The sequence below is a fragment of the Clostridium prolinivorans genome (assembly GCF_004011155.1).
Taxonomy (GTDB): Bacteria; Bacillota; Clostridia; order Clostridiales; family Clostridiaceae; genus Clostridium_AT; species Clostridium_AT prolinivorans.
Genome location: NZ_RJWG01000004.1, coordinates 80,395 through 106,696 on the forward strand (window position 1 = coordinate 80,395; position 26,302 = coordinate 106,696).

Annotated in this window: 19 protein-coding genes and 1 riboswitch; all 19 genes read right to left on the bottom strand. The window is 28.6% G+C overall.

Features of this window, described 5'->3' with window-relative positions; translation table 11 throughout:
• Window position 1: 1 nt before the first annotated feature.
• The 19 genes from purD to kduD all read right to left on the bottom strand — a co-directional run bounded on the left by purD (window position 2) and on the right by kduD (window position 26,285).
• A complete protein-coding gene (purD, locus tag EGD97_RS05595; RefSeq protein ID WP_127836720.1) occupies window positions 2–1,261 on the bottom strand; it encodes a phosphoribosylamine--glycine ligase in 1,260 nt (419 codons plus the stop codon).
• Between the two features lie 24 nt (window positions 1,262–1,285).
• On the bottom strand, window positions 1,286–2,785 hold the full coding sequence (gene purH, locus EGD97_RS05600) for a bifunctional phosphoribosylaminoimidazolecarboxamide formyltransferase/IMP cyclohydrolase (protein WP_127836721.1): 1,500 nt from the start codon (window positions 2,783–2,785) through the stop codon (window positions 1,286–1,288).
• A 158-nt stretch (window positions 2,786–2,943) separates the two neighbouring features.
• Window positions 2,944–3,552 carry a phosphoribosylglycinamide formyltransferase gene (purN, locus tag EGD97_RS05605; protein WP_127836722.1) on the bottom strand — a complete coding sequence of 203 codons (609 nt, stop codon included), beginning with the start codon at window positions 3,550–3,552 and terminating at the stop codon, window positions 2,944–2,946.
• Window positions 3,540–4,535 carry a phosphoribosylformylglycinamidine cyclo-ligase gene (gene purM / locus EGD97_RS05610; protein WP_127836723.1) on the bottom strand — a complete coding sequence of 332 codons (996 nt, stop codon included), beginning with the start codon at window positions 4,533–4,535 and terminating at the stop codon, window positions 3,540–3,542. The genes purN and purM overlap by 13 nt, the downstream gene beginning before the upstream one ends.
• A gap of 65 nt (window positions 4,536–4,600) precedes the next feature.
• Entirely contained in the window at window positions 4,601–6,022 is a 1,422-nt protein-coding gene (gene purF / locus EGD97_RS05615; protein WP_323052676.1) for an amidophosphoribosyltransferase, read from the bottom strand.
• Between the two features lie 26 nt (window positions 6,023–6,048).
• Complete coding sequence (gene purC / locus EGD97_RS05620) at window positions 6,049–6,762, bottom strand: phosphoribosylaminoimidazolesuccinocarboxamide synthase (RefSeq protein WP_127836725.1); 714 nt, start codon at window positions 6,760–6,762, stop codon at window positions 6,049–6,051.
• Window positions 6,762–7,241, bottom strand: a complete 480-nt coding sequence (purE, locus tag EGD97_RS05625; RefSeq protein WP_127836726.1) for a 5-(carboxyamino)imidazole ribonucleotide mutase — start codon at window positions 7,239–7,241, stop codon at window positions 6,762–6,764. Before purE ends, purC begins: the two co-directional genes overlap by 1 nt.
• A gap of 11 nt (window positions 7,242–7,252) precedes the next feature.
• Window positions 7,253–11,017: a phosphoribosylformylglycinamidine synthase gene (locus tag EGD97_RS05630; protein ID WP_127836727.1), complete on the bottom strand. Its 3,765-nt coding sequence runs from the start codon at window positions 11,015–11,017 to the stop codon at window positions 7,253–7,255.
• A gap of 96 nt (window positions 11,018–11,113) precedes the next feature.
• Window positions 11,114–11,215, bottom strand: a riboswitch (purine riboswitch).
• A gap of 105 nt (window positions 11,216–11,320) precedes the next feature.
• Complete coding sequence (locus tag EGD97_RS05635; RefSeq protein ID WP_127836728.1) at window positions 11,321–13,468, bottom strand: heavy metal translocating P-type ATPase; 2,148 nt, start codon at window positions 13,466–13,468, stop codon at window positions 11,321–11,323.
• A 313-nt stretch (window positions 13,469–13,781) separates the two neighbouring features.
• Window positions 13,782–15,272 (bottom strand): UxaA family hydrolase, encoded by a 1,491-nt coding sequence (locus EGD97_RS05640; RefSeq protein WP_127836729.1) that lies wholly within the window; start codon window positions 15,270–15,272, stop codon window positions 13,782–13,784.
• A gap of 15 nt (window positions 15,273–15,287) precedes the next feature.
• Window positions 15,288–16,736 (bottom strand): tagaturonate reductase, encoded by a 1,449-nt coding sequence (locus tag EGD97_RS05645; RefSeq protein WP_127836730.1) that lies wholly within the window; start codon window positions 16,734–16,736, stop codon window positions 15,288–15,290.
• Window positions 16,737–16,738: 2 nt separating this feature from the next.
• Window positions 16,739–18,313, bottom strand: a complete 1,575-nt coding sequence (locus EGD97_RS05650; RefSeq protein WP_127836731.1) for a glycoside hydrolase family 28 protein — start codon at window positions 18,311–18,313, stop codon at window positions 16,739–16,741.
• Between the two features lie 22 nt (window positions 18,314–18,335).
• Entirely contained in the window at window positions 18,336–19,241 is a 906-nt protein-coding gene (locus tag EGD97_RS05655) for a carbohydrate ABC transporter permease (protein WP_127836732.1), read from the bottom strand.
• A complete protein-coding gene (locus tag EGD97_RS05660) occupies window positions 19,238–20,122 on the bottom strand; it encodes a carbohydrate ABC transporter permease (RefSeq protein ID WP_127836733.1) in 885 nt (294 codons plus the stop codon). The genes EGD97_RS05655 and EGD97_RS05660 overlap by 4 nt, the downstream gene beginning before the upstream one ends.
• Window positions 20,123–20,219: 97 nt before the next feature.
• Window positions 20,220–21,533, bottom strand: a complete 1,314-nt coding sequence (locus EGD97_RS05665) for an ABC transporter substrate-binding protein (RefSeq protein ID WP_127836734.1) — start codon at window positions 21,531–21,533, stop codon at window positions 20,220–20,222.
• 96 nt (window positions 21,534–21,629) lie between these two features.
• Window positions 21,630–22,709 carry a glycoside hydrolase family 88/105 protein gene (locus tag EGD97_RS05670; protein WP_127836735.1) on the bottom strand — a complete coding sequence of 360 codons (1,080 nt, stop codon included), beginning with the start codon at window positions 22,707–22,709 and terminating at the stop codon, window positions 21,630–21,632.
• An 84-nt stretch (window positions 22,710–22,793) separates the two neighbouring features.
• Window positions 22,794–23,792 carry a LacI family DNA-binding transcriptional regulator gene (locus EGD97_RS05675; RefSeq protein ID WP_127836736.1) on the bottom strand — a complete coding sequence of 333 codons (999 nt, stop codon included), beginning with the start codon at window positions 23,790–23,792 and terminating at the stop codon, window positions 22,794–22,796.
• Window positions 23,789–25,204 carry a glucuronate isomerase gene (gene uxaC / locus EGD97_RS05680; RefSeq protein ID WP_127836737.1) on the bottom strand — a complete coding sequence of 472 codons (1,416 nt, stop codon included), beginning with the start codon at window positions 25,202–25,204 and terminating at the stop codon, window positions 23,789–23,791. The genes EGD97_RS05675 and uxaC overlap by 4 nt, the downstream gene beginning before the upstream one ends.
• Window positions 25,205–25,502: 298 nt before the next feature.
• On the bottom strand, window positions 25,503–26,285 hold the full coding sequence (kduD, locus tag EGD97_RS05685) for a 2-dehydro-3-deoxy-D-gluconate 5-dehydrogenase KduD (RefSeq protein WP_078681243.1): 783 nt from the start codon (window positions 26,283–26,285) through the stop codon (window positions 25,503–25,505).
• Window positions 26,286–26,302: the final 17 nt, after the last annotated feature.

Genomic DNA, 26,302 nt, shown 5'->3' on the forward strand with positions numbered 1-26,302 from the left:
TTTAGATGGTTTTATTCTGCTTACCTATATCCTTTCTATAATATATTTTTTCAAAACTGATTTTATTAATTTCCTTATAAGCTTTATCTCTTGCCTCTTCTAAACTATCTCCTAATGATGTAACTGCAAGAACTCTTCCTCCTGATGTTATAAATTTATTTCCATCATATTCTGCTCCAGCAATAAAAGCTTTATCTTCAAGTTTTTCTAATCCATAAATTGTAAAACCAGTCTCATATTTTAAAGGATATCCTCCTGATGCAGCTACAACAGTACAAGCATGCTTATTTTTCCAGAGAATTTCATTCCCTTCCAGTTTTTTATCTAAAGCTTTTAAAATAATATCCATAAAGTCACTTTCCATTAAAGGAAGTACTGCTTGAGTTTCAGGATCTCCCATCCTAACATTATACTCAAGATTGTAAACTCCTTTTTTAGTTATCATAATTCCAAAAAATATAACTCCTATATAATCCATTTCTTCGCTAATTATACCTTTTAAAGTAGGAAACATTATATCTTTTTTAAATTCTTCTAAAATCTCTTTTGTGCAGTAAGGATTAGGAGAAACTACTCCCATTCCACCTGTGTTAGGCCCTTTATTATCTTCATAAATAGTTTTATGATCTTTAGCTGATAAAAGAGGAATTATAGTTTTTCCATCAGTAATAGTTAATATTGAAGCTTCAACACCATCTAAATATTCTTCTATTACTATTTTTTTACCAGCTCCTTTAAATATATCACCTATCATAAAACTTTCTATACATTTTTTAGCTTCTTCAAAGTTTTCACATATAGATACGCCCTTACCTGCTGCTAATCCATCTGCTTTTATTACTACTGGATAAGAACATTTATATAAATATTCTATGGCCTTTTCTGGTACTTCAAAAACTTCATAAGCTGCTGTTTTTACTTTATATTTTTTCATAAAATCTTTAGCAAATGATTTACTTCCTTCAAGTACAGCCGCTTTTTTTGAAGGTCCGAATATTTTTAATCCTTCAGCTTTAAATTTATCTGCAATTCCATCAACTAAAGGTATTTCTGGACCAACTACAGTTACATCAATATTATTTTCTTTTGCAAAAGATACAAGTTCATCTATTTTTGATAGGTTAACATTTTCACATTTATGTTCAGAACTTGTTCCTCCATTGCCTGGAGCACAATATATTTTATCTACTAAACTGCTTTGTGATAGTTTCCATGCTATGGCATGCTCTCTACCGCCATTTCCTATAACTAAAACTTTCATTTGTTCACCACCAACACAATGTATTTAATGTTTAAAATGTCTTATACCTGTAAATACCATAGATATTCCATTCTTGTTACATTCTTCTATAGATTCTTCGTCTCTTATAGATCCACCTGGTTGAATAATTGCTTTTATATTATGTTTAGCAGCTTCTTCTACTACATCTTTAAATGGGAAAAATGCATCTGATGCCAAAACGACTCCATCTTTTGCTCTATCTAAAGCTTGTACTGCTGCCCAGATTCTATTTGTCTGTCCTCCAGCTATTCCTTTAGCCATACCATCTCTTACTACTACAATAGCATTAGATTTAACATATTTAACAACTTTCATTCCAAACAATAAATCTTTAAGTTCATCTTCGCTAGGTTTTTTTTCTGTTACATAATTAAGTTCACCTATAAGTTTATTGTCTCTGCTTTGTATAAGTACTCCGCCATCTACAGAAACAAACTCAAATTTATCTTGTGGACTTACTTCTCCTTTTATAACTCTCAAATTTTTCTTCTTCTTTAAAATTTCTAAAGCTTCTTCTTCAAAATCAGGAGCTATTACTATTTCTAAGAATATCTTTGTAAGTTCTTCAGCGGTATATTTATCTAATTTTTTATTAAAAGCAACTATTCCTCCAAAAATAGACATAGGATCACAATCATAAGCTTTTTTATAAACTTCTAAAAGATTTTCTCCTACAGCTACTCCACAAGGAGTATTATGTTTAAGAGCACAACAAGCTGTTTCTTCAAATTCATTAACAACTTTCCATGCTATATCCATATCTTTTATATTATTATAAGAAAGTTCTTTTCCATTTAGCTGAACAAAGTTTTTCATGGCACCTTTACCATGTGCTGCTGTATAATAAGCTGCACTTTGATGAGGATTTTCTCCATATCTTAAATTTATATTCTTTTTATAAGAAAAAGTTAAATATTCAGGATAATCTTCTTCAAGTAAGAAATTACTTATAGCTCCATCATAAGCTGACATAAGATTAAATACTTTTCCTGCAAGATATTTTCTTGTACTTATATCAACTTCACCATTATTTTGCAATTGATTTATCACATTTTCATAGTCTTTAACATCAGATAATACAATTACATCTTTAAAGTTTTTAGCTGCAGCTCTAAGCATTGTTGGTCCGCCTATATCTATAAATTCTATCTTTTCTTCAAAGGATAAATCTTCATCAACCTTTTGAAAAAATGGATATAAATTTACTACTACCATATCAATAGTATCTATACCTTTTCTTTTTATTGTTTCCATATGTTCTTTGTTATCTCTTATAGCTAATATTCCTCCATGAATAACAGGATGAAGTGTTTTTACTCTTCCATCTAATATTTCTTCAAAACCAGTAACATCAGAAACTTCAGTAACACTTATTCCATTTTCTTTTAAATATTTAAAAGTGCCTCCAGTTGATAATATTTCTACATCTTTACTTTTTAAAAATTTTGCAAGTTCAAGCAAACCTGTTTTATCATAAACACTTATTAATGCTCTTTTTAACATTTCAAATACCTCCTAAATTTTTTATAAACATATGTAATTACATATGTTTATAAAAATTGACGTTTATATATTTACTTTATCATAGTAAATTAATAAATCAAGTATTTCAATAATTGTTATACCAATTAAAATATACAATATTTTTTAGGCTATAATTTTTATAGAATAATAACTTTTCTTCCATCTACTTTTATTCTTTTTTCAGCTATAAGTTTAATTACTTCAGGCAAAAGCTTATGCTCTTCTAAAAGTACTCTTTGCTGAAGAATATCTGCAGTATCTTCAGGATAAACAGGAACTACTCTTTGTGCAATAATAGCTCCTGTATCTGTTCCTTCATCTACAAAATGTACAGTGCATCCTGAATATTTAACTCCATATTCAACAGCCTTTTCATGAACTTTAATTCCATACATTTTAGGACCGCAAAAAGCTGGAATAAGTGAAGGATGAATATTTATTATTTTATTTCTAAAACATTCAATAAAATTTTTATCTAAAATTGATAAAAATCCTGCAAGTACTATTAAATCAACTTTTCCTAAAGTTAAATCCAAAATTTTACTAGAAAGAGTATTTTTATATATTTTTCTATCTACAACATAAGTTTTTATTCCTTTTATTTTTGCTCTTTCAATACCAAATATTCCTTCTCTATCACTTATTACCATTTCTATACTGCAATTTAAATAACCACTTTCTATGCTATCTATAATTGCTTGAAGGTTTGTGCCATTACCTGAAACTAAAACTGCTATTTTAAGCAAACTCCTGCACCTCCAGCTTCTACATAACCTATCTCATAAGCTTTCTCTCCTAAATTTTCTAAAGCTTTTATTATATTTTCACTATCTTTTTTACTTACACAAAGAACAAATCCTATTCCCATATTAAATGTATTAAACATATGTTCTTCTGCAATTCCTAAAGACATAATATATTTAAAAATTTCTGGAGTTTCGAAACTATTTTTATTTATTACAGCAGTAAAATTGTTTTTAAACATTCTTGGAATATTTTCATAAAATCCTCCACCTGTTATATGCGCCATTCCTTTTATATCAAAACTTTCTAAAAGCTTCAATATAGGCTTTACATATATCTTTGTTGGCGTTAAAAGAACTTCTCCAATAGTTTTACCTTTAAAATCCATATTTAAGTCTGTTATAAGCTTTCTGACTAAAGAATAACCATTGCTGTGTATTCCAGAAGATTTAATACCTATAAGGATATCTCCTTCTTCAATATTTCCTCCGTCTATTATTTTATCTTTTTCTACTATTCCAACTGAAAATCCAGCTATATCATATTCACCATCTCTATAAAATCCAGGCATCTCTGCAGTTTCTCCTCCAATTAATGCACAGCCTGCTTGTATACATCCATTTGATACTCCCTTAACTAAACTTTCTGCTACCTCTGCTTCAAGCTTCCCACAAGCTAAATAGTCTAAGAAAAAAAGAGGCTTAGCTCCATGGCATAAAATATCATTAACACACATAGCTACACAGTCTATTCCAACAGTATCATATTTTTTCATTTTAAAAGCTATATCAAGCTTTGTACCTACTCCATCTGTTCCAGATACTAAAACTGGATTTTTATAATTTCCTATTTCAAACATACCTGCAAAACTTCCTATATTATTTATAACTCCTGGTATGAATGTTTTTTTAGCATGTTCTTTAATTAAATTAACAGATTTATAACCTTCTTCTATATTAACTCCAGAATCTTTATAAGTTATCATTTAATTTTCTCCTTTCACAAAGCACTAGGCAGTTTAAATTTATTATTATCCACTTTATTTTTTTATTAAATACCATCTAAGTTTTTAATTTCTAAATGATTTTTGTTTGTTTCCATAGGAGCAGCTACAGGATATATACCATTAAAACACCCTAAGCAAAATTTATTAACTGATCCTAAAGTTTTAAGCAAACCCTTTAAACTTAGATAAGCTAAGCTATCTGCCGCTATTTCTTCCTTTATGCTTTCTATATCAAGCTGTGCTCCTATAAGTTCTTTTCTGTAGGGAGTATCTATTCCAAAATAGCATGGATATTTTACTACTGGAGAAGCTACCCTAAAATGTACTTCTAATGCTCCTGCTTTTTTCAAAGATTCTACAAGTTTTCTACTTGTAGTTCCTCTAACTATAGAATCATCTATAAGAATTACTCTTTTATTTTCTACATTTATTTTAAGTGGATTTAGTTTTACTGTAACTGCCTTTTCTCTAAGTTCTTGAGAAGGAGTTATAAAAGTTCTCCCTACATATTTATTTTTTATAAATCCTAAACTATAAGGTATACCTGAAGCTTTAGAATATCCCATAGCCGCTGCTATCCCAGAATCTGGAACGCCTATTACTATATCTGCATCTACAGGACTCTCTTTAAAAAGTTCTTCTCCAGCTTTAAACCTTGCTTCATATACATTTATCCCATCGATTATACTATCAGGTCTTGCAAAATAAATATATTCAAATGAACATATCTCATGTTTTGCTCTTTCATTGAAATCTATAGATTTTAGTCCATTATTATCTATAATAACTATCTCTCCTGGCCTTACATCTCTTATAAATTCTGCACCTACAGCGTCTAAAGCACAACTTTCAGAACACAAAATAAAATTTTCATCTAACTTTCCTATACAAAGTGGTCTTATTCCATTTGGATCTCTTACTCCAATAAGTTTATCTTCAGTTAATATAACTATTGCATAAGAACCTTTAATTGCAGAAATAGCATCTACAACTGCACTCTCTATTCCTCTTTTTGCACCTCTTGCAATTAAATTTAATATTACTTCGGAATCACTAGAAGTTTGAAATATACATCCTCCATCTTCTAAAAGTTCTCTTATAATATCTGCATTTACTAAATTACCATTATGCGCTATTGCAATATTCCCTAATTTATATTTCCCTAAAATAGGCTGTGCATTATTTATATCGCTAGATCCTGTAGTAGAATATCTTACATGTCCAATACCTATGTTCCCTTTTAAAGAAATTAAATCATTTTTTTGAAATACTTCAGATACTAGTCCCATATCCTTATAATAATTAATTTCTTTGCCATTAGAAACTGCTATACCTGCACTTTCTTGACCTCTATGCTGAAGAGCATAAAGGCCATAATAAATTATTGAAGCTGCATTATCATAATTATTAGTAAAAATTCCAAAAACTCCACATTCTTCTTTTAATTTATCATTTCCTATATCCACGCTGTTTCCCCTTCCTGTTTTTAACCTTATACTCCTTTGCTTATTCTGTTTAATATTTCTTCATAAGCTTCTTTTACACTTCCTAAATCTCTTCTAAATCTATCCTTATCAAGTTTTTCGTTAGTTGTAGCATCCCAAAATCTACAAGTATCTGGAGATATTTCGTCTGCTAGTACTATTTCTCCATCCTTTGTCTTTCCAAACTCTAATTTGAAATCTATAAGTTTAATATTTTGCTTTATGAAAAAATCTTTTAATATGTTATTAATTTCAGCGGTCATGCTGTATATAGTTTTTAATTCATCGAAAGTAGCAGCACCTATTGCAACTGCATGATAATCATTTATTAAAGGATCTCCTAATTCATCATTTTTATAGCTTAACTCAAAAACTGTTGTTTGAAGTTTATATCCTTCCTCAAGTCCAAGCCTTTTTGCCATACTTCCAGCAGCAACATTTCTTACAATAACCTCTAGTGGAATTATTTCAACTTTTTTGCAAAGTTGTTCTCTTTCATTAAGCTTTTTTATAAAATGAGTTTTAACCTGACGGCTTTCAAGAAGCTCAAAGATATAAGAAGCAATAGTGTTATTTAAAACTCCTTTATCTGCTATTTCTCCTTTTTTCTCTCCATTAAAAGCAGTAGCGTCATCTTTATAGTATATAATTACCTTATCACTATCTTCTGTTTTGTAAATTTTTTTAGCTTTTCCTTCATATAGCATTTCAAGTTTTTCCATTAAAAATTCACTCCTTCATTATTTTCTTTTATAAATTTATCTTTCATATTTTGTCTATAATTTTTTAATTTTTCTTTAAGTTCTGGATATTTTAAAGATAACATTTCAACAGCTAAAATCCCAGCGTTATAACTATTATTTATAGCAACTGCAGCAACAGGTATAGATTTTGGCATTTGAACAATTGAAAAAAGTGAATCTAATCCATTTAATGCTGCATTTATAGGAACACCTATAACAGGGAGGATTGTATGTGATGCAATCACTCCAGGAAGATGTGCAGCAAGTCCTGCTCCTGCAATTATGCAATCATATTCCTGCTCTTCTAATTCTTTTATAACTTCCATAAGCTTTTCTGGAACTCTATGAGCTGAAAGTATATATGCTTTATGCTCTACATTAAATTCTTTTAAAGCTTCTGAAGCTCCTTTCATAACTTGTATATCGGATTTACTTCCAAAAATAATAGCAACTTTCATTTTAATTCCTCCTACCTAAAATAATTAACTCCTGCTTCAAATATTTTTTGGTCTTTTTCGCCTTCTATATTTTTTGCTACACCTAATCCAATTCTTTCACTGTGAGCCATTTTGCCTAAAATTCTTCCATCTGGGCTTGTAATTGCTTCAACAGCATAAAATGAACCATTAGGATTGTATCTTATGTCATAAGTAGCATTACCTTCAAAATCTACATATTGGCAAGCTACTTGACCATTTGAAATAAGTTTTTTCATTTCTTCTTCACTACATACAAATCTTCCTTCTCCATGAGATACAGGTACAGTATATATATCTCCTAATGAAGCATTATTAAACCAAGGAGAAAGTTTAGATACAACTTTTGTCCTTACCATACAGGATACATGTCTTCCTATTCTGTTATAAGTTAGCGTAGGAGAAGTTTCTTCTAAGTCTCTTATTTCTCCATAAGGAACCAGTCCTAATTTTATAAGTGCTTGAAAGCCATTGCATATTCCAAGCATAAGACCATCTCTATTATTTAAAAGATCCATAATTGCTTCTTTTATTTTTTCATTTCTAAATACAGCAGCTATAAATTTTCCTGAGCCTTCTGGTTCATCTCCTGCACTAAATCCTCCTGGAATCATAACTATTTGAGAATTTTTTATATTTTTTACCATTTCTTCTATGGAATCTTCAATAGCACTTTTATTTAAATTTTTAAATACTAAAGTGTTTACCTGCCCTCCAGCTTTTTCAAAAGCTCTTTGAGAATCATATTCGCAATTTGTGCCTGGAAATATAGGTATGAAAATTCTAGGTTTTGCAATATGAACTGAAGGTGTTTTTGTACATTTCCCTTCAAATTTTATATTTACAATATTTTCTTTAATTTCTTCTGTTTTTGTAGGAAATACTCCTTCTAAAGGCTTTTCATATCTTGAGTAAGCTTCTTCTAATGAAATATTTACATCATTTATTTCTATATATTGATTTTCTGTAGTATATCCTAAAATTTCATATTCAATTTCATTTAGTAATTCTTCTAAATTTTCACTATCTTTCATTTCTATAATCACTGAACCATAATCAGATTTAAATAAATCTTCATTGTTAAATTTTTTAATAAATTTCATACCTATTTTGTTGCCAAAACACATTTTGCTTATTGCTTCTCCTATTCCACCTAATTTAATAGATGAAGCTGCAAGTATTTTACCTTTTTTTACAAGTTCATTTATTTTGCTAAAATTTTTCTTTAATTTATTAAAATCAGGAATTTCTCTTTCATCTTTAGCTGCTTTTATTAAAACTACCTTACTTCCTGCTTTTTTAAACTCAACAGATATAATATCATCTATATTAGTAGTAGTAACAGCAAAAGCTACAACTGTAGGAGGCACGCTTAATTCTTTAAAGCTTCCAGACATACTGTCTTTACCTCCAATAGCTGGTATTTCTAACTCTTTTTGAACTTTAAGTGCACCTAAAAGAGCTGCAAATGGTTTACCCCATTTTTCTTTATCGTTTCCTAATTTTTCAAAATATTCTTGAAGAGATAATCTTATATTTTTATAATCTCCTCCCATAGCTACAACTTTTGTAACTGCTTCAACTACAGAATATATTGCCCCATGGAATGGACTCCATTTACCTATCTTAGGATTATATCCAAAAGTCATTATTGAAGCTGTTTTTGTATCTCCATTAAGAACTGGTATTTTAGCTGCCATACCTTCCTCTAAAGATGCTTGATATTTCCCTCCAAAAGGCATTAAAACAGTTCCTGCTCCGATTGTACTATCAAATCGTTCAACCAATCCTTTTTGAGAGCATACATTTAATTGTTCTAAATTACAAAGCCAAGCTTCTTTTAAATCATTAGTTTTAAATTCAGGCATATTTTTAAAATAATTATCTTCTAGTGAAGGAGCATTAACTTTTACACTGGCAAACTGCTTTACTCCATTGGTATCTAAAAATTCTCTGCTTAAATCAACTATTACCTTTTCTCTCCATGTCATCTTAAGTCTTTTCTCTTCTGTAACTTCAGCAACCACAGAAGCTTCTAAGTTTTCTTCCTTTGCAAAATTTATAAAATCTTTGATATTTTCTTTTGCAATAACTACTGCCATACGTTCTTGAGATTCTGATATAGCAAGTTCTGTTCCGTCTAATCCTTCATATTTTTTTGGAACTAAATCTAAATTTATATTAAGACCTGAAGCAAGCTCTCCTATGGCTACAGAAACTCCTCCAGCTCCAAAATCATTACATCTTTTTATAATTGTGCTTACTTTAGGATTTCTAAATAATCTTTGAATTTTTCTTTCTGTAACAGGATTTCCCTTTTGTACTTCTGCGCCACAATTTAATATAGAAGTTTCATCATGTTCTTTAGAAGAACCAGTAGCACCACCACATCCATCTCTTCCTGTTCTTCCTCCTACAAGTATAACTACATCTCCAGGCTTTGGAGTTTCTCGAACAACATTAGAAGCTGGAGCAGCTCCGATTACTGCACCTAATTCCATTCTTTTAGCTATAAATCCTTCATCGTAAATTTCAGCTACCTGACCAGTTGCTAATCCTATTTGATTCCCATAAGAGCTATAACCTTGAGCCGCTCCTAAAGTTATTTTCCTTTGAGGAAGTTTTCCTTTTAGAGTATCCTTTATGCTAGTTCTTGGATCTCCACTACCCGTAACACGCATAGCTTGATATACATAGCTTCTTCCTGATAGTGGATCTCTTATAGCTCCTCCAAGACAAGTAGCTGCACCACCAAAAGGTTCTATCTCTGTAGGATGATTATGTGTTTCATTTTTAAACATTAAAAGCCATTTTTCAATTTTACCATTTACATCTACATCAATTTTTATACTGCATGCATTTATTTCTTCAGATGCGTCTAAATCTTCTAAAAGTCCTCTTTTTTTAAGTTCTTTCATACCAATTGTTGCAATATCCATAAGACATATATCTTTTTCCTTATCCTCATAAACATAATTTCTACTATTTAAATAATCTTTATAAGCTTCTTCAATTGGCTCTGAAAATTCACTCTTTTCTATATCTACTTTTTCTATATTTGTCATAAAAGTAGTATGCCTACAGTGATCTGACCAATAAGTATCTATAACTTTTATTTCTGTTATTGTAGGATTCCTTTTTTCTATATTTTTGAAATAATCTCTGCAAAATTTTAAATCTTCTAAAGTCATAGCTAAATTGTTTTTATTTAAAAAATTTATTAATCCTTCTTCACTGTAATCAATAAAATTTTCTACATATTCTATATCTTGGGGATGATTCATTTCTTTTAAAAGTGTTTTAGGCTTTTCAAGGCATGCTTCTCTAGAATCCACAGTATTTATGCAATAATTTTTTATTTTATTAAAATCATCATCATTGATTTTTCCTTGAACTACTATTACCTTTGCATAATTTACAATTACATCATCATTTTCAGTTAAGATGTGTATACATTGGCAGGCAGAATCAGCCCTTTGGTCATATTGCCCGGGCAAATATTCAACAGCAAAAACATAACTATCTTCAAAAACAGGCAGATTTTCTTCATAGATTTTATCTACAGTTTTTTCAGAAAATATTAAATCTCTTACTTTGTCATAATCTTCTTCTTTTATTCCAGTAAAATCATACCTGTTTATAATTTTTATATTATCAATATTTTCTATACCTAAATTATACTTCAAATCATAAAACAAGCCTTTAGATTCTACATTAAAGTCAGGTTTTTTTTCTACGAACAATCTTTTTATATTCATTTTCCTTCTCCTTTAATATAAAATTTTTAAAAATCATATATAAAAAATTCCACCAAAAGCCTTAGGTAAGCTTTTGGTGGAATTTGAGGGATGACAAAAACACCATTGCTCACCCATAGACAGAAAATTTACGGTTTCCTCGTAGAGACTCCCGAACCATATTATCGGGATTATATGGATGATACTTATTCGGTTTAATTATATATTTATATTATCACTATTAATTTAAAATATCAACATATTTTAAAAAATAATATTATATTGTTCGTGTTAATACAAATATTTATTTTATTTATTGTTTTATTATTCGTATTTAACTTTAAGGGCTCTAATAGAATTTAGTACAGCTATCAATGCTACCCCTACATCTGCAAATACAGCTTCCCACATTGTTGCCATACCAAAGGCACCTAATATTAGTATTATTATTTTAACTGCTAAAGCAAAAATTATATTTTCCATAACAATTTTTCTTGTATTTTTAGCAATTTTTATTGCTTTAGCAATTTTAGAAGGTTCATCTGTCATTATAACTACATCGGCAGCTTCTATTGCCGCATCAGATCCAATTCCTCCCATAGCTATACCTATATCAGCTCTTGCAAGAACTGGAGCATCATTAATACCATCACCTGCAAAAATTAATTTCCCTTTTGAAGATTGCTTATTTTGAAGTTCTTCAAATTTATTAACTTTTTCATGTGGAAGAAGTTCTCCATAAAATTCATCTATTTTAAGTATTTGAGCTACCTTTTGAGCTGTATTTTTATTATCTCCTGTAAGCATTACTATATTTTTTATTCCAAGATTTTTTAAAGAATTTATAGCTTTAAAGGAGTCTTCTTTTATTTCATCAGAAATTACAATATATCCCGCATATTTATAATCAATAGCTATATAAACTACAGTTCCCATATCATCTGTTTTTGTATATTTAATGTTTTCCATATCCATAAGTTTATTATTACCAATTAATATTTTTTTATCATTTATTTTAGCTTTAATACCACAACCAGCTATTTCACTATAATCAGTTACTGCACTTTTATCTATATTATTACCATAGGCATTCACTATTGATAAAGCTATAGGATGATTTGAAAAACTTTCTGCAAAAGCTGCATATTTTAATAACTCTTCTTTAGTTATCCATTCCTCAGAATTTACTTTAGTAACTTTAAAAACTCCTTTTGTTAATGTTCCTGTTTTGTCAAATACTACGGTTTCAACATTGTTAAGAGCCTCTAAATAATTGCCACCTTTAACTAAAATTCCATTTTTAGAAGCCCCGCCTATTCCTCCAAAGAAACTTAAAGGAATAGATATAACTAATGCACAAGGGCAAGAAACTACTAAAAATACAAGAGCTCTATAAATCCATTTAGATATATCTGCTCCTTCTATAAATAAAGGAGGTATAAAAGCTAATGAAATTGCTGAAAAAACTACTATTGGAGTATAATATCTTGCAAATTTTGTAATAAAATTTTCTGCTTTAGCTTTTTTATTATTTGCATTTTGAACTAAATCTAATATTTTAGAAACAGTAGAATCTTGAAATTCTTTAGAAACTTCAATAGTTAAAATACCATTTTTATTTATAAAACCTCCAAGTACATTATCTCCTGCCTTTACCTCTCTAGGCACAGACTCACCAGTAAGAGCAGAAGTATCAACCATAGATTGTCCATCAATAATTTTACCATCTAGAGGTATCTTTTCTCCTGGTTTTACTACTATTAAATCTAAAACTTTGACTTCATTTGGATAAACTTTTTTTATTTCATTTCCAAATTTTAAGTTTGCATAATCCGGCCTTATATCCATAAGATCTGAAATTGATTTTCTTGAACGATTAACTGCCATATCCTGAAAAAGCTCTCCAATTTGATAAAAAAGCATAACTGCAACAGCTTCAGGATATTCCCCTATAGCAAAAGCTCCAATTGTTGCTATGCTCATTAAAAAATTTTCATCAAATATTTGTCCTTTTATTATATTTTTTAGTGCACTAATAAGCACATCTTTACCTATTATTATATAAGCTAAAATAAATAGACTTAATTTTATAGGTAATGAAGACTTAAATGTAATACCCAAAAGATACAAAATTGTTCCTATAATAAGTTTTATAATTTCGTTTTTATTGTCTTCTTTAAAATGACTATGCGAATGTGTTTCATGATTGTGATTATGAAAATGTTCATTTTGAAGATTTTTCTCTTTAAGTACGACATTAGCTTCTATACTTTTTATAATATCTTTTATTTTTATTATTAAAGACTCTATATTGCTTTCTTTTTTAATTTCCATGCTTAAAGTCTTAGTTACAAAATTAATAGAAACATTTGAAACTTCATCTAATTCATTTATTTTCTTTTCCATTTTAGCAGCACAATTTGCACAGCCTAATCCTTCTAATATAAATTCTTTTTTTATAAAATTACTCATATATATTTACCTCCCTGTGCATACAATAAATATATGAACAACTATTCATATATTTATTGTATGCTTCCCCTATTAAATTGTCAACATAAAAATAGGATTTTAATTAAAAAATAATATTAAACTACTGTTTATAAAAACAGTTAAAAAAAATAACTTAATTATAAAAAAAATAATCCAATAAAAAGCATTTTTGCTTTCTATTGGATTTATTTAACTAAAATATAATTGTAATCAAGTATATAATTTCCTATAATTTATACAAGTCTTGTTACATTAAAAATACTCAACATAAAAATATATAATTTTACATTACTTATAAAGTTACTCCCGTCTTAAATATAGCTAATTCTCTAAAATTATTTTTTTCATTATTAACTAATTGTCCACTTGCAACATTTATAATAAATTTTATAAATTTTTCTACTACACTTTCTATTGACTCATCTTCAATGATACTTCCTGCATTAAAATCTATCCAATGTGGTTTTAAATTATATAATTGAGTATTAGTTGATATTTTAACTGTAGGTACAAAAGTACCAAATGGAGTTCCTCTTCCAGTTGTAAATAATACCATATGACAACCTGCTGCAGCTAGTGCTGAAGATGCTACCATATCATTCCCTGGTGCACTTAAAAGATTAAGTCCTTTCTTTTTTAATGTTTCTCCATAATTAAGTACATCAATAACTGGAGCTGTACCTGCCTTTTGTGTACATCCAAGAGATTTATCCTCAAGAGTTGTTATTCCCCCTGCTTTATTCCCAGGTGAAGGATTTTCATATACAGGTTGATTATATTCCATAAAATATTTTTTAAAATTATTTATAAGATCTACCACTTTATCAAATACTTCTTTATCTATTGCTCTTTCCATTAACAAAGTTTCAGCTCCAAACATCTCAGGAACTTCTGTTAATACAGTAGTAGCTCCTTGAGCAATCATAAAATCTGAAAATTTGCCAAGTAAAGGGTTCGCAGTTATTCCTGAAAGTCCATCAGAACCACCGCATTTAAGTCCAATTTTCAATTCTGATAAAGGTATTTCCTCTCTTACATCTTGTTTCATATTTTCATAAAGAATATTCAATATTTTGCTACCTTCTTCTATTTCATCAGAAACTTCCTGACACACCATAAATTTTATTCTTTTTTCATTATAGTCACCCAATGATTTTATAAAATCATTCATATTATTATTTTCACAACCTAAACCAAGTACAAGTACTCCACCTGCATTAGGGTGTTTAACTATATCTCCAAGAATTGTTCTAGTATTTATATGGTCATCTCCAAGTTGAGAGCATCCATAATTATGTTTTATAACATTAATGCAAATATCTTCTGATAAATTTAAAGTAGTAGATCTAAATCTATCTACTATTTTGTCTGCTATACCATTAACGCAACCAACTGTAGGTACAATCCAAATCTCATTTCTAATTCCAATTTTTCCATCTTCTCTTCTATACCCATTAAATGTTAATTTTCTATTTGAATATATGTTTTGTGATAAATTTTGTTTAAATTCATAATTCGCTATACCGCTAAGATTTGTAGAAACATTATGCACATGAACATGTTCTCCAGATGTAATATCTTTAAGCGCATACCCTATTGGGAAACCATATTTGATTACATTACTTCCTTGATTAATATCGCATACAGCAATTTTATGACCTCTTTTTATATTTTCTTTAAGTTTTATCTTTTTTGAATCAACTAATATGATTTCATCCTTAGTAAAGTCCCTGAGTGCTACAACTACATTGTCATGTTCATTAATTTTTATAATATCTTTCATGTAATCCCCTCTTTTTTACAGAACTTTTTTAACAGCTTCTTGTATCCCTAATCTTTCAATGTCACTAAGATAATTTGTTACCGCATCAGTTAATCCTTTTACTTTATTTAAATCCATCTTCCAGTTTTTTTCATAACCAAGTACAGCAGCTACTACATTTCTTAATCCTTCTAAAGTTCCATTATAACTTCCCCATACATTTTTATATAAATTTAAAATATCTTCATTATCAACAATATCAATATCTTCTTCTCCTCTTTTCCCTTTATAAAACTCTATTAAAGCCGCTAATGAAAATACCATTTTTTTTGGTATCTCACCTTTCCTATTTATATACTCTATCAAAGAAGGCAAAACTCTTGTTTCAAATTTTGACATAGAATTTAGAGCTATGCTCATTAAATAATGATTTACAAACGGATTTTTAAATCTTTCAAGTACTGAAGATGCAAAATATTTTAACTCCTCTTCAGGTAAATCAAGTGTAGGAATTATTTCATCATATATAATACCTTTTATAAATTCTCCAACAACTTCATGTTCTACTGCCTGCTTTACAGTATCAAGACCATAAAGATATGCTACTGGAACTAAAGATGTATGTGCACCATTTAAAATTCTAACTTTTCTAGTTCTATACGGAGTAATATCATCAACAATTTTAACATTAAGTCCTGCTTTTTCAAAAGGAAGTTCATTTTTTATCCACTGCGGACCTTCGATTACCCATAAGTGAAACTGTTCTCCTACATCCACTAGATTATCTTCATATCCTAATTCTTCTGTTATTTCTTTTATTGTATCTCGTGGATAACCTGTTACTATTCTATCTACAAGGCTACAACAAAAGGTGTTTGAATTGTTTATCCATGAAATAAAATTTTCTTCTAAATTCCATAGCTTAGCATACTTCAATATTACATCTTTTAGTTTTTCACCATTTCTATCTATTAGTTCACATGGTATTATAATTAACCCTTTGTCCTTTTGTCCGCTAAAAGCCTTATATCTATGATATAAAAATGCTGTCAACTTCCCAGGAAAACTCTTTTGAGGCCTATCCTCTAATTTATCTTCTTCTAAAAAAGTAATTCCAGCTTCTGTAGTATTTGATATTACAAATCTTAGTTCTGGATTTTCTGCTACTTTTAAATACTCATCATATTGATTATATGGATTCAATCCTCTGCTAATGCTATTTATTATAGAATGTTCTCTAACTGCTTTGCCGTCTTTTATTCCTTGAAGATAAAGAGTATAAAGCCCATCTTGTTCATTTATTTTATCAACCAACCCAAATTCAATAGGTTGAACTACTACAACGCTACCATTAAAATTAGCTTCTTTATTAAGTTTATCAATTTGCCAATCTACAAATGCTCTTAAAAAATTTCCTTCCCCAAATTGAATTACTTTCTCTGGATATCTTTTAAAATCTTTATAAAGTTCAGCAGATAATTTCATTTTTATTCCCCCTTGATTATTTCTTGTGTATCAATATTATCTTTTATAAATGGCTCCGTAACCTCATTTTCAAGAGTTACATTTTTTAATTTCAAGTGCTTAATATTATTAAAATAAAAACCATTTTTACACATAGGTTCTATAAAACTTAACATTTCAGCATAATTTGGTTTTGCATTTTCTGAAAAATGGACATGAACATTTTCTAGATTTACACTTTCTATCTTTTTTTCAGGTAGGCCATATATAAAACCTGCAGCAACCTCCGCATTTTCACAATTTATATCTTTAAAATAAATATTACCTACATATGGTGTTCTTTCATCAATAGGTAGCTTTTCTTTGCTCCATACATACTCTGTTTTACCATCAATATCACAAAAATAAAAACAATTGATAGTAAATGGAGTTAAAACTTTATTCATTTTTATTTTTGAAGCATAAATTTCATCTATTATACCTTTACTTCCCCTGCCTCTTCGTGTTTTTATTCTTATCCCTCTGTCAGTACTATTAAATATACACTTTTCTATAAATACATTTTTTACTCCACAAGACATTTCGCTACCTATTACCACAGCTCCATGTCCATATTCCATAATGCAATTTCTAATGTGAATATTTTCAGATGGTATAGAATATTTTTTACTAATGCTAAATTTCCCAGATTTTATAGCAATACAATCATCTCCAACAGAAAATTTTGTTCCAAGTATCAAAACATCTTTACATGACTCAGGATCAAGACCATCTGTATTTGGAGCTTCTTTAGGATTTTTTATATTTAAATTAATAAATTTAAGTCCTTCACTCATTAATGGGTGTATAGTCCAAGATGGAGAATTTTTTATTGTAATACCTTCAACAAGAATATTCTTACAACCATTTAAAAATAAAGTTCTTGGCCTCCATGCAATTTTTTTCGTTTTTGCTTTGTACCACCATGTATTAAAATTTGCATTTCCATCAATAGTACCTTCTCCAATAATATTAACATTATTGACATTAATTCCTGTTATAAGGCTTGCAAAACTATCTGCTGCTTCTCCTTCCCAAGAAGCTATATAATAATCTTTATCATCTAAATTTGATTTTAATAACCCAGGAAGAATTGGATATTTTTCTCTTTCATCTAATCCAAGTAAAATAGCATCTTTATCAAATTCTAGTGTTATATCACTTTTTAAAAAAATAGGTCCTGTTAAATATTTACCTTTTGGAAAAAATATTCTTCCATTTTTAGGGCATATTTCTATTGCAGCTTGTATATATGCTGTATCTATCACTTTACCATTGCCTTTAGCCCCAACATTTTTTACATTAATAAGACTAGTTTCATCTTTTGTTCTAACAATAATTTTTTCGCTAGTTTCTTTAGTTTTACTATCTTCAAGTAAAATACTATACTCTGACATAGGATTTAGATTTTTAATAGTAAACACATTAGTATTAATTTCATCTATTTTATCATTGTTTAAGTAAATATTAATATTGTTTTCTGTATAAAAATATTTATCATTTTCAATTTCAAAAGAAATACTTCTAGAAGTAATTGAAATTATACTTAATTTAATCATAACTATTCCTTTCCTTGTATTTCTATCCCTTTAAGCCGCTAGTTGCTATACCTTCAATAAAGTATTTTTGTGCTGAAAAGAAAAGTATAATTGAAGGTAATAATCCTATTAATGACATTGCAATAATCTGATTCCATTCAAATGTGCCTGATGTTGTATCCATAGCCATTTTTAATGCAATTGCAACAGGATATTTATTAACACTTGATATATAAATCAATGGTCCCATAAAATCATTCATAGACCACATAAATTGAAATAGTCCTACTGAAATAATTGCTGGCTTTAAAACAGGAATTAAAATTCTTAATAAAATCATAAATGAGTTACATCCATCAACTTTTGCAGCTTCATCCAATTCTCTTGGAATACCTCTAAAAAACTGAATAAGCATAAATACAAAGAAAGTATCAATTGCAAAAGCCGAACCAACAAAAAGAGGTGCAAATGTATCTAATAAATGTAACTTTTTCCAAAATAAATATAAAGGTATTTTAGTAACTACTTGTGGAAGAAACAATGTAGCTATCAAAAGTCCAAATAATATTTTTTTAAAAGGAAAATCAAAGCGTGCAAATCCATAAGCAGTTAATACTGCAGAAATAATAGTTAATATAACTTTAGGAATTACATATTTAAATGTATTTAAAAAATATGTCCCAAAGGTATATTGGGTTCCTGTTTTCCATCCGTTAATATATGGAGTAAAATCAATCTTTTTAGGAATAAAACCTACAGAGCTAAATATTTCACTATTGCTTTTAAAAGATGCTCCTATAAGCCAAATAATAGGATAAAGCATAACAAATGCAACTAACGTTAATAAAGTATATCGTATAGCTAAATTAATTTTTCTTTTTCTAGCTCTCTTTCTGTAGTTTTTATCTTTCATTAAATTTGAATAATTATTATTTTTTATACCAATCATTTGCTATCTTCACCCGCCTCATCAGAATAGAATACCCAGTATCTAGATGACTTAAATACAAATGCTGTAAATATCATAATAATTATAAATAAAATCCAAGATATAGCACTTGCATAACCCATATTAAAGAACTTAAATGCATTATCATAAATCATCATAGACATTAAATAAGTCTTATACAAAGGTCCTCCATTTGTAATCATATATGGTCCATTAAATTCTTGAAAAGCCTGAATTAATTGCATAACTAAATTAAAGAATATTATTGGTGTAAGTAAAGGAATAGTTACATTAAAAAATATTCTGATTTTCCCTGCTCCATCTACTTCAGCTGCCTCATAAAGCTCTTGTGGTATATCTTTTAATGCAGCAAGGAATATTACCATTGCAGAACCAAATTCCCATATTCTTAATAAACTTATAGTAATCATTGCTCCTAATCCTGATGAAAACCAAGGTATTGGATTTATTCCAAATATTCCTACAAATTGATTAATTAAACCATCGGTAGCAAATAAAAATCTCCATAAAACAGCAATAGCAATATTTCCTCCTAAAATTGATGGTATATAATAAGCAGTCCTAAAAAAATTTATACCTTTTAATTTAAAATTTAGAATAAATGCTATAAATAATGCGAAAGCTAATTTAAATGGTACTGTAATAAATGCATATTCAAATGTAGCAAAAACAGAATTCCAAAACGATTCATCATTAAACATATTTATATAGTTTTTAATGCCAATAAATTTAGGTGCAGAAATCATATTATAGTCTGTAAAACTTAAAATAAAGGATGATACAAAAGGATATATAGTAAATACTAACAAGCCAATAAGCCACGGTGTTATATATAGTAACCCTATTTTTTGTTTTTTCATCTTCTTCCTCCTAGTATTAAATATTAAACATGAGTTTATATTTATTTAATAAGAACTGTAAATTTTAAGGTTTACAGTTCTTATTAATATTCATAAACTACTTAACTATTTGGGATAAAACTTTTTGTACATTATCATACATATATTTAGCAGCATCATCTATGCTAAGTTTGTTATATGATAATTGTTCTATTGTTTGACAATATACTGATTGGAGTTTTGCATCTTCTAGATATGGGCTAATTGGAACACCAGGATATGTTTCTAAATATTTAAGGCCTTCATACTCAAGTCCTGAAACTTTTCCTTCAGCCTTTAAAGTTTCTAAAGCAATCTTACTAACAGGTATACCTCTATTAGTTCCCATTAATTTTACGCCTTCTGGATCATTTAATATATAATTTAAGAAAGTAGCTGCTTCTTTTGGATATTTACAATTCTTATTAATTGCAAACATCATAGATGGCTTTACTATTGCTCCTGAATTCTTAGCTCCCTCTAATATTGGTAATCCTCCAAAAACCATCTCCATATTCTTTTCTTTTAATGGAGATGCACATTTGCTTACAGCACTGGTCCATTCAAATATTCCTGCAAATTTACCAGATAAAAAGCTTGGAAGTTGAGCTATTGTCGCAGTTCCTTTACCACCTTCAGCAGTTATAACTTGTATAGGTGTAGCAGCTTTTTTATCTAAAAGTTCTTTATAAAATTGTAATCCTGTTTTAATATCATCTTGAGTAAATACTAACTTCCCATCATTACTTATAAATTGTTTTCCTGTAACTTGCTCTGCATAAGTCATTGCTAAAAGCCATGAATCGTATGAACCAATAATAATTGGATATGAACCATCTTTAAATTTTTGTCCTGCATTCATAAGGTCATCCCAAGTTTTTGGTAATTCTACTCCATTTTTATCATAAGTTGTTTTGTTAAAATAAAATACTCTGCCAGTTAATGCTACAGGTATAGCATTTAATTTTCCTTTTACAGTTCCTGTTTCAAGTATATCTTTTGAATAATTTTCTTCTAATCCAAGTTCTTTAGATAAACTATTTAAATCATAAAAGCCATTACCATCATTCGAAAATATTGGGAGCCAATTCCAATTAATTTGCATAATATCTGCTGCAGTACCACCAGCCATCTGAGTAGTTTGCTTATCTTGATAGCCATCCCATCCTGCATATTCTGCTTGAATTTTGATATTTGGATATTTAGTTTCAAATTGTTTTATTGCTTCAAGTGTAGCTTTATGTCTTGAATCATCTCCCCACCATGAAAATCTTAATGTAACCTGCTTATTACCTGAAGAATCATTGGCATTATTAGAAGATTTACTGCCGCATGCAGTTAATGTAGTAAGAGCCAAAGAAGCTGTTAAAAATATTGATAGAAATTTTTTCATAAATTTTCCCCCTTGAATTAATTTATTTACTTAATTTTATAAAAATATATTGTTATACAATTTTAAAATTATAGTAATACTTTATACCCCAAAAATTTATTTTAACCTTAGCATTTCACCGTAAGCCATTAAAAAAGCTCCTACACCTTTTGGATCATTCGAAACAACTTTTTCTGATATATAGTATTCATAGCTTCCATCCCTATACGGATTATTACCTAATCCAGCAACAGAACAAATTCCTCCTAAACTATATTTCCCTTCTAATTTAATAAAATATTTTTTTAAAGTTCCATTAAAAGCTTTTATTCCATAATCCTTATATGATAATGGCAAATATCCTAATCTAGCTCCTTTGAGGATACTGTATGCAATCATACATGTGGCAGAAGTTTCAACATAGTTTCCTTGTTTTCCTCCCTTATCTAATATCTGATACCACATTCCTGTTTCAATGTCCTGATATTTTAAAAGTGCATCTATAGCTTCTTTAAACATATTCTTAAGTTCTTCGTATTGTTTGAAAAATTCTTCATCCATTTCTTCAATCACATCAACAAGTGCCATAACAAACCAACCTTCAGCTCTTCCCCAAAAATTAGGTGATACACCTGTTTCCTTATTTGCCCAAAGTTCTTGCCTTTTTTCATCATATCCATGATAATAAAGACCTTTTTTAACATTTCTCATATGTTTTTGAACATTTATAAATTGAGAATAAATATCTAAAATATTTTTCTTATCACCAAATTCATTTATATACTTAATGTAAAAAGGCATTACCATGTATAATCCATCTAGCCAAACTTGATATGGATAAATATTCTTATGCCAAAAATTTCCCTCATCTGTTCTTGGCTGCTCTTTTACTTGTTTATATAAATGTTCTATAGCTTTTTTATATTTTTCATCTTTTGTCATTTCATATAAATCAAATAAAACTTTCCCTGAATTTATATCATCTAAATTATAATTTTTATAATTATAGCCTTTTATATTCCCATCTTTGTCAATGTATAAATTCATATACTTTAATATAAAAGATTTATACTTTTCTTCTTGAGTTATTTTATATAAATCTAAAGCACCTTTTAAAACACATCCATCTTCGTAATTCCAATTTTCTTTATAATTTTTATAATTTTCAATGTAAGCATCAATAAATTCTTCTATCATGTTTTACCCCCATTATGTTTCTATAAAACGTTGTCATAAACGTTAATATTTAAAAACTTTTAAAGTGATTAATAATATTTTTTATTAAATACTCCTTACAGAATCTCTTATAATAAATTCTGTATTTATATATATCCTTTCTTTCTTAACCTCTTCGCCATCAATTATTTTTAATAACTTTTCCGCACCTATTGTGCAAAATTCTTTAGTAGGTTTTTTTATAGTAGTTAAAGCAGGAGTTACATATTTACAAACAATACTATTATCAAAACCTATTATTGATATATCATCAGGTATTTTTAGCCCTGAATCAATAATAGCTTTCATTGCTCCAACAGCTGTATTATCATTTGAGCAAAACACAGCTGTTGGAATTTTAGGTAATGATAAAAGTTTTTTCATTCCTTCATATCCACTTTCAATATTGTATTCTCCTGGAACTATATATTCATTATTAATTTGTATTTTATTATCTATAAGTGCATTAATAAACCCTTCTTTTCTATCTATGCTGGATTTAAATCCTTTTTTACCTTCAATAATGGCTATATCTTTATGCCCATTATGAATTAAATATTTTACAGCATTATATACACCCTGATAATCTGCAGAAAGAATATTTACAACAGAATTATTTTCTATTTCTCTATTTACAACTACTATTGGTATCTCCTTTTGTAAAACATGATGTATAAATATATTGTCTTCCTCTCTTTGACTTACAAGAATAATACCATCAAATCTTTTTTTATCTATTATCATAAAATTCTCATATTCATTAGTATCACTTATAATCAAATTATATTTTTTCTTTATCACACTATTTATTGCATTTACTGCCTCGTAAAAAAAGTCAGGTGATGTTCCTTGGTTTATTGTAGAGAAAAATACACCAATATTATAAGATCTTTGAAGCACTAAACTTTTTGCACTATAATTAGGTACATAATTAAGCTGCTTAGCAATATGCAAAATTTTATTTTTAGTTTCTTCTTTTATATATGGACTATTATTAAGTGCTCTAGATACCGTCGTATGTGATACATTTGCATATTTTGCAATATCTTTTATAGTAACACTCATATTTGTTTCAATCCCATTTCAAAATAATTAAACGCATTATAGTAACTTATATTTTCTACCATTTTACCTATAAGTTCCATATCATTAGGAACTATACCATTTTCAACCCATTCTCCAAGCATATTGCATAATATTCTTCTAAAATACTCATGCCTTGTATAAGATAAAAAGCTTCGTGAATCAGTGAGCATTCCAATAAAAGTACTTAAAGTTCCTACATTAGCTAAAGTTTTCATTTGATCAAGCATTCCATACATATTATCGTTATACCACCAAGCAGCACCTAGTTGTACCTTGCCGAATATACCATTCCCTTGGAAAGATCCAGCAATTGTAGCTAGTACATAATTATCTTTCGGATTTAAACTATATAAAATAGTTTTCGGTAGAGAATTATCTATTTCAAGAGAATCTAAAAGTTTTGAAAGAGGACTAGCTATATTATTATCGTTTATTGAATCAAAACCGGTATCAGGTCCCATTTTATCAAACATTCTCTTATTGTTATTTCTAAATGCATTAATATGAAGCTGCATTACCCAATTAAGCTTTGCATATTGTTTTGCAAAAAATCTCAAAGTATATGTTTTATATTTAGTTTCTTCCTCAAAACTAATAGTTTCTCCATTTAATGCTTTAGAAAATATCAAAGATACTTCTTCAATTGAAGTTTCAGCATATGGAACATAATCCAATGCGTGATCTGATACTTTGCATCCTACTGAATTAAAGAAATTTATTCTACTTTCAAGTGCAATTAAAAATTTATTATAATCTTTAATTACACTTTGTGAAATCTGCTCTAATTTTTTAACCCATTGGAGAAAACCTTTATTATTAATTTCAAGTGCTTTATCAGGTCTAAAGGCAGGTAAAACATTTACATCAAACGATTTATCCTCTTTAAGTTTTATATGATATTCAAGACTATCTGTAGGATCATCGGTAGTGCAAATAATTTTTACATTAGATTTTTTTATAATATCTCTAACTCTTAATCCCTCACTGGAAAGTAAAGAATTGGTTTTTTCCCATATAAAAGGAGCTGTTTTTTCATTTAATACATCATATATTCCAAAATATCTTTGGAGTTCTAAATGATTCCAGTGATATATAGGATTGCCTAAAGAAAGAGGAACAGTTTTTGCCCAAGCCATAAATTTATCATAATCATTTGAATCTCCAGTTATATATTTTTCATCAATTCCTACTGCTCTCATAGCTCTCCATTTATAATGGTCTCCATAAAGCCAAGCTTCAGTTATATTTTTAAACTGCTTATTTTCATAAATTTCTTTTGGATTTATATGACAGTGATAATCAATTATAGGCATATCTTTAGCATAATTGTGGTATAAATTTTCAGCTGTAGTATTTGTTAATAAAAAATTTTCATCCATAAATCTTTTCATAGCCATTCCCCGATTCCCATAAAAATTTTGTTAACGTTAACAATTCTTTATATTTTTATTATAATTGATAGTTAATAAAAAATCAAGCACTTTTTCGTTAACGATAACATTTTTTATAACATTTAAATAAATCATTTTTAATATAGTTTTTACTGAAAATTTATATAGTCATTGACATTATTTTAATAGTTAATTTATTTTCTTTTTTAATTTTCCCTTTAAATTAACTAATGTTATATAAAAATACAGTCCGCAATTATTATATGTATTTAATAAGCAGACTGCATTTTAAATAACTTTATCTTGTTAGCCAGCCTCCATCAACAGCAAGAATATGGCCATTTATATAATCTGAAGCTCTACCTGCTAAAAATACTACTGCTCCCATCACATCAAGAGGATGTCCCCATCTTCCAGCAGGAATTCTAGATAATATTTCTTCACTTCTTTCTTCATCAGCTCTGATTGGTGCAGTGTTATTTGTTTCTATATAACCAGGGGCTACAGCATTAGTTTGTATATTTAAACTTGCAAGTTCATTTGCAAAAGCCTTAGTAATACCTGCAACACCATGTTTAGCAGCTGTATAAGAAGGTACAAACTTTCCTCCTTGGAAAGAAAGCATTGAACAAACGTTTATTATTTTCCCTCCTCCTTGTTTTGCCATAACTTTTGCCGCTTCATGGCTAAGATAGTAAACTGCATTTAAATTTACATCTATAACAGCACGCCAATCCTCATCTTTATAATCTAAAAGAGGTGTTCTTTTTATTATTCCGGCATTGTTTACAAGTATATCTATTTTTCCGTAAGTATCTAAGCATTTTTCTATAACTTTATCTATATTATCTCTTACTGATAAGTCTGCTTGAAGAAATTCAACTCTTCTTCCTTCAGCTTCAATAAGTTTTTTTGTTTCATCCCAATTTGTATTATAAGTTACTATAAATAAATCTGCTCCTGCTTTAGCAAGAGCAACAGCATATCCTTGTCCAAGTCCAGTATTTCCTCCAGTAACTATTGCAACTTTACCATCTAATCTAAAAAAGTCCATTGAAAAGTTTGATATTGAAAAATCCATATAGATTTCCTCCTTTA

What these genes read in the sequence shown, in the direction of transcription:
- purD (WP_127836720.1), bottom strand. Translation starts at nt 1,261, where the DNA reads ATGAAAGTTTTAGTTATAGGAAATGGCGGTAGAGAGCATGCCATAGCA.
- purH (WP_127836721.1), bottom strand. Translation starts at nt 2,785, where the DNA reads ATGTTAAAAAGAGCATTAATAAGTGTTTATGATAAAACAGGTTTGCTT.
- purM (WP_127836723.1), bottom strand. Translation starts at nt 4,535, where the DNA reads ATGATAACTTATAAAGATTCTGGAGTTAATATAGAAGAAGGTTATAAA.
- purC (WP_127836725.1), bottom strand. Translation starts at nt 6,762, where the DNA reads ATGGAAAAACTTGAAATGCTATATGAAGGAAAAGCTAAAAAAATTTAC.
- purE (WP_127836726.1), bottom strand. Translation starts at nt 7,241, where the DNA reads ATGAAAGTTGCTATTATTTTTGGAAGTAAATCCGATATACAAGTTATG.
- EGD97_RS05630 (WP_127836727.1), bottom strand. Translation starts at nt 11,017, where the DNA reads ATGAATATAAAAAGATTGTTCGTAGAAAAAAAACCTGACTTTAATGTA.
- EGD97_RS05635 (WP_127836728.1), bottom strand. Translation starts at nt 13,468, where the DNA reads ATGAGTAATTTTATAAAAAAAGAATTTATATTAGAAGGATTAGGCTGT.
- EGD97_RS05640 (WP_127836729.1), bottom strand. Translation starts at nt 15,272, where the DNA reads ATGAAAGATATTATAAAAATTAATGAACATGACAATGTAGTTGTAGCA.
- EGD97_RS05645 (WP_127836730.1), bottom strand. Translation starts at nt 16,736, where the DNA reads ATGAAATTATCTGCTGAACTTTATAAAGATTTTAAAAGATATCCAGAG.
- EGD97_RS05650 (WP_127836731.1), bottom strand. Translation starts at nt 18,313, where the DNA reads ATGATTAAATTAAGTATAATTTCAATTACTTCTAGAAGTATTTCTTTT.
- EGD97_RS05655 (WP_127836732.1), bottom strand. Translation starts at nt 19,241, where the DNA reads ATGATTGGTATAAAAAATAATAATTATTCAAATTTAATGAAAGATAAA.
- EGD97_RS05660 (WP_127836733.1), bottom strand. Translation starts at nt 20,122, where the DNA reads ATGAAAAAACAAAAAATAGGGTTACTATATATAACACCGTGGCTTATT.
- EGD97_RS05665 (WP_127836734.1), bottom strand. Translation starts at nt 21,533, where the DNA reads ATGAAAAAATTTCTATCAATATTTTTAACAGCTTCTTTGGCTCTTACT.
- EGD97_RS05670 (WP_127836735.1), bottom strand. Translation starts at nt 22,709, where the DNA reads ATGATAGAAGAATTTATTGATGCTTACATTGAAAATTATAAAAATTAT.
- EGD97_RS05675 (WP_127836736.1), bottom strand. Translation starts at nt 23,792, where the DNA reads ATGAGTGTTACTATAAAAGATATTGCAAAATATGCAAATGTATCACAT.
- uxaC (WP_127836737.1), bottom strand. Translation starts at nt 25,204, where the DNA reads ATGAAAAGATTTATGGATGAAAATTTTTTATTAACAAATACTACAGCT.
- kduD (WP_078681243.1), bottom strand. Translation starts at nt 26,285, where the DNA reads ATGGATTTTTCAATATCAAACTTTTCAATGGACTTTTTTAGATTAGAT.